This is a genomic window from Bradyrhizobium iriomotense, assembly GCF_018130765.1.
Taxonomy (GTDB): domain Bacteria; phylum Pseudomonadota; class Alphaproteobacteria; order Rhizobiales; family Xanthobacteraceae; genus Bradyrhizobium; species Bradyrhizobium iriomotense_A.
On the sequence record NZ_JAFCJZ010000021.1, the window covers coordinates 151,418 to 160,045 of the forward strand.

Annotated in this window: 7 protein-coding genes; 2 read left to right on the forward strand and 5 right to left on the reverse strand. The window is 64.5% G+C overall.

Annotated elements, in window-relative coordinates; translation table 11 throughout:
• The first annotated feature begins 140 nt into the window (after window positions 1–140).
• A complete protein-coding gene (locus tag JQ635_RS30025; protein WP_211413423.1) occupies window positions 141–485 on the forward strand; it encodes a hypothetical protein in 345 nt (114 codons plus the stop codon).
• A 186-nt stretch (window positions 486–671) separates the two neighbouring features.
• On the opposite strand, the gene JQ635_RS30030 is transcribed toward JQ635_RS30025, so the two are convergent.
• From JQ635_RS30030 to JQ635_RS30040, 3 genes are all read right to left on the reverse strand, one after another.
• Entirely contained in the window at window positions 672–2,135 is a 1,464-nt protein-coding gene (locus tag JQ635_RS30030; RefSeq protein ID WP_211413411.1) for a trehalose-6-phosphate synthase, read from the reverse strand.
• 239 nt (window positions 2,136–2,374) lie between these two features.
• Window positions 2,375–3,193: a trehalose-phosphatase gene (gene otsB / locus JQ635_RS30035; protein ID WP_211413412.1), complete on the reverse strand. Its 819-nt coding sequence runs from the start codon at window positions 3,191–3,193 to the stop codon at window positions 2,375–2,377.
• Window positions 3,194–3,197: 4 nt separating this feature from the next.
• Window positions 3,198–4,685, reverse strand: a complete 1,488-nt coding sequence (locus tag JQ635_RS30040) for an MFS transporter (RefSeq protein ID WP_211413413.1) — start codon at window positions 4,683–4,685, stop codon at window positions 3,198–3,200.
• 181 nt (window positions 4,686–4,866) lie between these two features.
• On the opposite strand from JQ635_RS30040, the gene JQ635_RS30045 reads away from it, so the two are divergent.
• Window positions 4,867–5,223: a DUF3175 domain-containing protein gene (locus tag JQ635_RS30045; protein WP_211413414.1), complete on the forward strand. Its 357-nt coding sequence runs from the start codon at window positions 4,867–4,869 to the stop codon at window positions 5,221–5,223.
• Between the two features lie 257 nt (window positions 5,224–5,480).
• Here JQ635_RS30045 and JQ635_RS30050 read toward each other — a convergent pair whose 3' ends face one another.
• Together JQ635_RS30050 and JQ635_RS30055 are read right to left on the reverse strand one after the other, a co-directional pair.
• A complete protein-coding gene (locus tag JQ635_RS30050; RefSeq protein WP_211413415.1) occupies window positions 5,481–7,514 on the reverse strand; it encodes a methyl-accepting chemotaxis protein in 2,034 nt (677 codons plus the stop codon).
• A 385-nt stretch (window positions 7,515–7,899) separates the two neighbouring features.
• On the reverse strand, window positions 7,900–8,628 hold a 729-nt coding region (locus JQ635_RS30055; RefSeq protein ID WP_246583853.1), incomplete at its 5' end, for a methyl-accepting chemotaxis protein.

The window sequence follows — 8,628 nt, forward strand, 5'->3', positions numbered from 1 at the left end:
GGGTGAATTTTCCATAAGATGTTGTATTTAAACAATAATATCTGGCATCGACGGGCCCTGCGGAACCGCCCGCTAGCTGAACCGGAGGCGGGTTTGGCGCGACGATTCACCTGAGGCCACCAAACATGACCGGGGACGCCATGACCATCCGCAAGACCATCGCCGCGCTGGGCCTGATTTCGGCCCTCAGCTCCGCCTTTGCCGTGCCGGCGCTGGCACAGCAGGTCTGCACCCGGCAAGGCGTGGATGTCAGCTGCGACGACGGGCGGCGCGGGGTGCTGTCGGGCGATGCCATCCTCTGGCCGGACGGGACGCGCTCGAGTTCGACGCCGCACCAGAGCGTCATCATCGGCAACAAGAGCTCGGTGCATGTCGGGCCCGGTGTCTTCGTCGGCCAGGGCAAGGGCATGGTGCCGCTGGACGATCCCAACGCGCCGAACAAGCGGCAGTGCGCGATCCTGGAGGGCGTGTCGTATTGTTATTGAGGTTTCCTCTTCCTTCTCCCCTTGCGGGAGAAGGTGGCGCGAAGCGCCGGATGAGGGGTATCTCACCACACATTCAAACGGGAGATGGGCTCGCGGAGAGAGACCCCTCACCCGTCTCGCCGCGGACGCGGCGAGCCACCCTCTCCCGCAAGGGGAGAGGGTGAGATCGAGCAAGCTGCTTGAAGATTAAATCAACCGCACGCCTGATATCGCCGACTTCAGCCAGCGCAGCGCTTGCGGCGGCTGGGCTGCGAGCGGGGCGACGGCGGCCTTCTGCGTACGGCACTTTTCCAGTTCACTGACGAAATCGGTGGACCATTGCTGGATGGTGTGGCCGCGCAGCTTCTTCATCATCACGTCCCAGCGCATCTTGCGCTCGGTCAGCGGCATCGCGGCCGCGATCGCGATCGCGCGCGCCATGCCGTCGATGTCGTGCGGATTGACCTGCAGCGCCGTTTCGAGCTCGTTGGCAGCGCCCGCAAATTTCGACAGCACCAGCACGCCGGGATCGGACGGATTTTGGGCTGCGACATATTCCTTGGCGACGAGGTTCATGCCGTCATGCAGCGGCGTCACCACGCCGATCTGCGCGGTGCGATAGAGGCCCGCGAGCACAGCCTGGCTGAAACCCTTGTTCAGATAGCGGATCGGTGTCCAGTCGACTTCGCCGTGGCGGCCGTTAACGTCGGTGACGAGGCGCGCGACCTCGTTCTGGAGATTGCCATAGGCCTCGATCCCGCCGCGCGAGGGATTGGCGATCTGAAGCAGCGAGATGCTGCGCGAAAACTGCGGCTGCTCGGTCCAGAGCCGGTCGAACGCGCTGATGCGGTTGACGAGGCCCTTGGAATAGTCGAGCCGGTCGACGCCGATTGCGAGCCGCTCGCCATTGAGGCTGCGGCGCAGTCGCGACACGTCGGGATGCGATGCCGACTTGGCGGCATAGGCTGCGAATTTTTCCGCATCGATGCCGATGGGGAAGACTTCGCAGCGCGTGCGACCATGCTGCGAAAGCGCAACGCCGTCCTCGATGGTGAGGCCGAGCTCGCCGCCGACATAGCCGAGAAAATTCTGTCGGTCCTCCTCGGTCTGGAAGCCCAGAAGATCATAGGCCAGCATCGCCGTGATCAGCTCGCGATGATTGGGCACGCCCTGCATCACCGCAGTCACCGGCCAGGGTGTGTGCAGGAAGAAGCCGATCGGATCATCGACGCCGAGTTCGCGCAGCTCCGCGCCGAGCGCGAGGAAATGATAATCCTGCACCCAGAACGCGGTGCGGGCTTTGCGGAAACGCATCAAGGCGCGCGCCATGAAGGCGTTGACCTCGCGATAGCTGACATAATCCTCGCGCGAGACGCGGATCAGATCGCTGCGCGAATGTAGCGCCGGCCACAGCGCCGAATTGGCAAAACCTTCGTAATAGCCACCGTAATGCGCCGCCGGCAGATCCAGCGTTGCGATCGCGCCCGAACCCAGCGCCTCGATCTCGGCAAACGGTTCCTTCTGATGGCCGTCACGCACGCGGCCCGACGATCCCACCCAGATGGCCCCTGAATGCTCGACAACCGGAAGCAATGCCGCAGCCAAGCCGCCCGTCATGGGCTCATTGGGCTTGCCGCGGGCGACGCGATTTGAAACGACGACTAAGTTCACAGGTCGTCCCCTCCTGTTCATTCCACCCCGTTTAACTGCCGTTCATCAATATGGTTCCTGTCATGATTTCTTCGGATTGAAACCAAAATCGGGCATGCGCGTTGGGACAGGTTTCGCCTGCGGAACCCGGAAATTTCACTGCAAAGACAGCATTTGCGGTTGTTACGCAGCATGCGTTGCGCCGCGCAATGGTGCGCGTGCCAATGGCATTGTGTCGGTGACGTGGCGCTGCCTTCGTTTCACCTCGGATCGAGCAGGCGCGCGAGGAACATGCGCACATCAGCGGGCGCATCGAAGTGACCGTTCACGCCCATGGCGCGGCGGCCGACCGAGAAGGCGAGCCCGTCCATGTCGGGCATGATCGCGAACACCGTCTCATCCGTGACGTCGTCGCCGATGAACAGCGGGCGGCGCCCCTTGAAAGGTTCATGTTTCATCAATTCGCGCACACCGCTCGCCTTCGTGAATCCGGAATGCTTGATCTCGCAGACGAACTTGCCCGGCAGCACTTCAATGGGCGCGCTGGGCAGGTCGGCGCGGATCAGCGAGACGGATTCGTAGATCGCCTTTTCCGCATGCGGCGCGAGGCGGTAATGCAGTGCCAGCGAATAGCCCTTGTCCTCGAGCAGAATGCCGGGCGAAAGCTTGGCGATCGCGGCGAGCCGCCGCTTCAGCTCCTTGTCCAGCGGCGGCGCGTGCACGGCGTCCGCTTCACTGTCCACCGCCAGCCGCATCTCCGCGCCGTGACCTGCGACGGCGCGGAAGACGTCGGGCGCGAAGATCAGGTCGATGTCGTTGAGCGAGCGGCCGCTGACCAGCGCCAGCGCTCCGGAGGTGCGCTCTGTCAGCCGGCTGAGCGTCTCCGACAGGCCGGGCGGCACCCACACCTCGCGCGGCGTCGGCATCAGGTCGAGCAGCGTGCCGTCGATATCGAGCAGGATCGCGGTCTCGTCGAGATGCGGGACGAGCGCATGCGGCACCGGCACCACGTCGGGCGCATCGTCGTCAAACATGGTGCGCTTCTTGTCCAATGCCATGTCCGCAAGTTCCGATTTCATCAGTCTACTCCATAAAGGCGAGCGGCCGCGCGATTTGTTCGAGCGATTTTCGTTCCGCGGAGACGGCATAGCGCCACGCCACGATCGCAGCCGCGATCATCAGGAATGCCCCCAGCAGATAGCCGGCGAACACGCTGGTGCGCGATCCCGTATCGATCAGCGCGCCGAACAATGCCGGCCCGATCACGCCGCCGATGCCGGTGCCGACCGCATAGAACACCGCGATCGCCAGCGCGCGCACCTCGAGCGGAAAGGTCTCGCTGACGGTGAGATAGGCCGCGCTCGCGGCGGGCGAAGCAAAGAAGAAGATCACCATCCAGGCGATGGTCTGTCCTTGCGCACTGAGCGCGCCGATCGTGAACAGATAGCCCGAGAGCGCCAGCAGCAGCCCGGAGATGCCATAGGTGAACATGATCATGGTGCGCCGTCCGAGCGTGTCGAACAGGCGGCCGAGCAGCAGCGGGCCGAGGAAATTGCCGGCGGCAAAGGGAAGCAGGTACCAGCCGACATGATCGGCGCTGATGCCGTAGAAATCGGTCAGCACCAGCGCAAAGGTGAAGAAGATGGCGTTGTAGAAGAACGCCTGCGCGCTCATCAGCACGAGGCCGACCAGCGCGCGCTGGCGATAGGCGGAAAACAGCGTGTGCACGACCTCGCGGATCGGCGTGTGATCGCGCATCTTCAGCCGGATCTTTGTGAAGCGTCGGCCGCTCGCATCCTGGTCATGCCCGATCACCGAGCGCTCGATGTCGTCGACAATGGCATGGGCCTGGTCGGGCCGCCCGTGGATCATCAGCCAGCGCGGGCTTTCCGGAATCCACATCCGCATGAAGAGCACGACGAGGCCGATGGCCGCGCCGATGAGATAGGCGAGCCGCCAACCGAGATCCGGGCCCATCAATGCGGGATCGAGCAGCACGATGGCAGCCACCGCACCCATCGCGGCGCCGATCCAGAAGCTGCCGTTGATGACGAGATCGGTCCAGCCGCGATAGCGTGCCGGCACCAGCTCCTGAATGGTCGAATTGATCGCGGTGTATTCGCCGCCGATGCCGGCGCCGGTGAGGAAGCGAAACAGCGCGTAGCTTGCGATGTCCCAGGACAACGCGGTCGCGGCAGTCGCCGAGAGATAGAGTGCGAGCGTGATGAAGAACAGCTTCTTGCGGCCGATGCGGTCGGTGAGCCAGCCGAAGCCGAGCGCGCCGAGCACGGCGCCGGCGAGATAGGCGGAATTGGCGATACCGAGATCGAGATTGGAGAAGTGCAGCGAAGGACTCTGCTTCAGCGCGCCGGAGAGTGCGCCGGCCAGCGTGACCTCGAGACCATCCAGGATCCAGGTGATGCCAAGCGCCAGCACGACACGCGTGTGAAAGCCGCTCCACGGCAGCGCATCGAGACGCGAGGGAATGCTGGTCTCGACGATGCCGCCAGCAACGACCGCCGCAGGGACGGCAGGTCCATAATTCAGCGCTGGGGTTTGCTGCAATTCCATCGGGTTGTTGGATCTGACCAAAGGACGCAGCCCCGGTTCACGTGACGTGGACGGGGCGACCCGATCATCGGGGTGCGGCATGTCGCCTGCCACCTGCGACAACGTCTGCAGCGGTGCCAGGTTCCCGCAGGAACAGTCCCACTTGCCGTCCGTTTGCGATGGAGCCGCAAGGAGTTGACGCATGGCTCATGCCAGAAAGACGACACATTCGCGCAAGACAGCGGCGCGCGGGAAAACCAGCATGCGCGGAAGCGCGAAACGCGCGACGCCGAAGCGCTGGTCACAGCGTGTGACGAAGGAGAGTGACGCGCTCGATCTCATGCAAGGCGTGTTCAAGCTGGCCAGCGCGAAGAAGATCGCGGCGTCACTCAAGCGCTCGGCGGAGCACAGCTCACGCCGCAAGACCGGCGCGTACCGCTCGGCGCTGTCGATGCTGACCTTCTACATCAACCGCGCCGGCAAGACGCTGCCGAAGACCCAGCGCTCGCGGCTGGAGCGCGCGAAGGTGGAGCTGAAGCGGGCGTTCGGGAGAGAGTGAGATTCAGGCTGCGCTCCCATCTCCGTTGTCGTCCCGGACAAGCGGAGCACATGGCAGCGCGAAGCGCTGTCAGGAGCGGAGCGCAGATCCGGGACCCATACTCCGCAGCAATCGTTTTGCGAAGATTCGGAGTTGCCAGTTCGTGCAACACGCCATTCGGTGGTTATGGGTCCCGGATCGGCGCGCGCTCATAGCGCGCTTGTCCGGGACGACAAGCTGAGTGTGGAGTAGCAGCGATGACTTCAGGCGCGGCGAATTTACGCCGCCCTGATATTCCCCATGAAGCGGTCGAGCTCGGCGCGCAGGCGGGTGCTTTCGCTGGACAGTGTCTTGGCCGAATTCAGCACCTCTTCCGAGGCCGAGCCGGTCTCGGCGGCGCCGCGGTTGACCTGGCCGATGTCGGTGGCCGCGGTCTGGGTGCCCTGGGCGACCGTCTGGACGCTGCGGGCGATCTCCTGCGTAGCCGCGCCCTGCTGCTCGACAGCGCTCGCGATCGAGGTCGAGATCGACGAGATCTGGCCGATGGTGGCGCCGATCTCCTTGATCGCGGCAACCGACTCGGCCGTTGCACCCTGCATCCCCGCGATGTGCGAGGAGATCTCGTCGGTCGCCTTCGCGGTCTGGCTTGCCAGCGACTTCACTTCGCTCGCAACCACCGCAAAGCCGCGGCCGGCATCACCGGCACGTGCCGCCTCGATGGTGGCGTTCAGCGCCAGCAAATTGGTCTGCTCGGCGATCGCCGTGATCAGCTTGACCACTTCGCCGATCTGCTGGGCGGCATGCGAGAGTTTTCCGATGCGGCCGTCGGTTTCCCTGGCCTGCACCACGGCATTTTCTGCGATGCGGCTGGAGTCGCGGACCTGGCGGCCGATCTCCTCGACCGAGGCCGAGAGCTCTTCGGTTGCGGTTGCGACCGACTGCATGTTGGAGGAAGCCTGCTCGGAGACGCCGGCGACCTGGCTCGACAGGCTCTGCGTGGTCTCGGCGGTGCGGGTCAGGGTCGAGGCCGCCGATTCCAGCTGCACGGCCGAGGCCGAGACATTGGAGACGATGGCGCCGACCGCGCTCTCGAAATCGTCGGCAAAGCGGATCAACTCGGCGCGGCGGCTGGCGGCCTGCTCGCGGTTCTGGACTTCGCTGGCGGCCGCATCGCGCTCGGCCTTGGCGATGGCCTGAACCTTGAATTCCTCGACCGCGCCGGCCATCTCGCCGATCTCGTCCTTACGGCCGAGGCCGGGCAGCACGACGTCGAAATTGCCCGAGGCAAGCTCGCGCATCGCCTTGCACATCGCGATCATCGGCCGCGAGATTCCGTTGCCGAGCATCAGGGCCAGCACAGCGCCGATGGCAAGGCCGCCAAGCGCCAGCATCAGCATCAGCCGCTCGGTCTCCCCGATCGTGGCATTGGCACTGGCCTCGATGCGCTGCTGGTCGGCGGTGAGGTCCGAGCGCAGCTCGCCCGAAAGCTTGAGAATGGACGCGGCCGTCTTGGTCATCTCGCCGTTCGACTTGACGATCACCTTCACGTTCTCGGTCAGCTTCGAGAAAGAAGTGCGGTACTGCTTCAGCAGATTGCCGATCTCGGTGACGCGGTCGGTGATCTTCTGGTCGTTGGCGTAGATCGAGACCAGCAGGGTCTCCAGGAACTTGATGCGGGCGATGACGCCGTCGGCGGTCTTCGGCTCGGGCTTGGCGACGAAGGCGCTGACCGAGGTGGAGACCGCGAGATATTGTGAGGTGACGTCCTTGGCCGTGGTCTGGACCGAGGCGAGGCCGGCGAGCGCCGCGGTATCGGCGAGGTCGTCGAACTTGAAGCGGATCTTGTTGCCGACGCTGTTGAGCTCGTCGGCCGCGATCTTGTTGTTCTCGCGCGTCAGGGAAATGATCTCACCGAATACCTTGGTGAAGCGCTGGAACTCGGCCTCGAGCTTGCCGACCTGCTCGCGGCGCGCAGCGCCGGTCGTGGCCGCCATGGACTTGGCGATCGCACCCTTCAGATTCTCTTCCGCCGCCTTGGCCGCGGTCTCGTCATCGTTCGCGCCGGTCAGCGTATAGGCCCGCGCCAGTCCCTGATAGGCGATCAGCTCGCGGTCGACGGTCCGGGCGAGGTCCGCTTCCGACACGCTGGTGCGGTAGGAGGCCACAGCGCCCTGGATCCGCTCGAAGCCGAAATAGGCGAAAGCCATGCTGACGGCGAGGATGGCCAGCACCGCCACGAAGCCGAGGATGATTTTTGCGCGAAAGCGCAAGGTGAGCAGCTTCGATGTGTTCGGCTTCGACTTGACGGGCATTCCCCCACCCCATTCCATTCGCGGAAAACCAGGCGCAGCCCGGAAGCAGCCCGCTCCCCGACTCGTACGCACGGTAATGGGCAAAGGATAAGCCACGGTAAATTTGTGGCGTCGCAACTAGCGGTTAGGTGTCGCGGGGAATGTTAAGGCGGGCTTTCTGGCGCGGCTATAAATGTTGTCACTTAGGTACAGCGCCATACTCCACTGTCGTCCCGGACGAGCGCAGCGAAGATCCGGGACCCATAGCCACAGGGAGTGGTTTGGCGAAGACTCGGAGTTAGCACCGGCCGTTCCAATTACTTCCTGTGGTTATGGGTCCCGGATCGGCGCGCGCTTAGGGCGCGCTGGTCCGGGACGACAGCCGAGGGTGATGCAACGGCGGGGCCTACGCCGCCCTGATATTCCCCATGAAGCGGTCGAGCTCGGCGCGGAGGCGGGTGCTTTCGCTGGACAGCGTCTTGGCCGAGTTCAGCACCTCTTCCGAGGCCGAGCCGGTCTCGGCGGCGCCGCGGTTGACCTGGCCGATATCGGTGGCCGCGGTCTGGGTGCCTTGCGCCACGGTCTGGACGCTGCGCGCGATCTCCTGCGTCGCCGCGCCCTGCTGCTCGACGGCGCTGGCGATCGAGGTCGAGATCGACGAAATCTGGCCGATGGTGGCGCCGATCTCCTTGATCGCGGCAACCGACTCGGCCGTTGCACCCTGCATCCCCGCGATGTGCGAGGAGATCTCATCGGTGGCCTTGGCCGTCTGGCTTGCCAGCGACTTCACTTCGCTCGCAACCACCGCAAAGCCGCGGCCGGCATCACCGGCACGTGCCGCCTCGATGGTGGCGTTCAGCGCCAGCAAATTGGTCTGCTCGGCGATCGCCGTGATCAGCTTGACCACTTCGCCGATCTGCTGGGCGGCATGCGAGAGTTTTCCGATGCGGCCGTCGGTTTCCCTGGCCTGCACCACGGCATTTTCTGCGATGCGGCTGGAGTCGCGGACCTGGCGGCCGATCTCCTCGACTGAGGCCGACAATTCTTCCGTCGCGGTCGCGACCGACTGCATGTTGGAGGAAGCCTGCTCGGAGACGCCGGCGACCTGGCTCGACAGGCTCTGCGTGGTCTCGGC

Bases quoted from the DNA above. Each gene is read 5' to 3' on its own strand.
- otsB (WP_211413412.1), bottom strand. From the start codon at position 3,193: ATGAAATCGGAACTTGCGGACATGGCATTGGACAAGAAGCGCACCATG.
- JQ635_RS30040 (WP_211413413.1), bottom strand. From the start codon at position 4,685: ATGGAATTGCAGCAAACCCCAGCGCTGAATTATGGACCTGCCGTCCCT.
- JQ635_RS30050 (WP_211413415.1), bottom strand. From the start codon at position 7,514: ATGCCCGTCAAGTCGAAGCCGAACACATCGAAGCTGCTCACCTTGCGC.
- JQ635_RS30045 (WP_211413414.1), top strand. From the start codon at position 4,867: ATGGCTCATGCCAGAAAGACGACACATTCGCGCAAGACAGCGGCGCGC.
- JQ635_RS30025 (WP_211413423.1), top strand. From the start codon at position 141: ATGACCATCCGCAAGACCATCGCCGCGCTGGGCCTGATTTCGGCCCTC.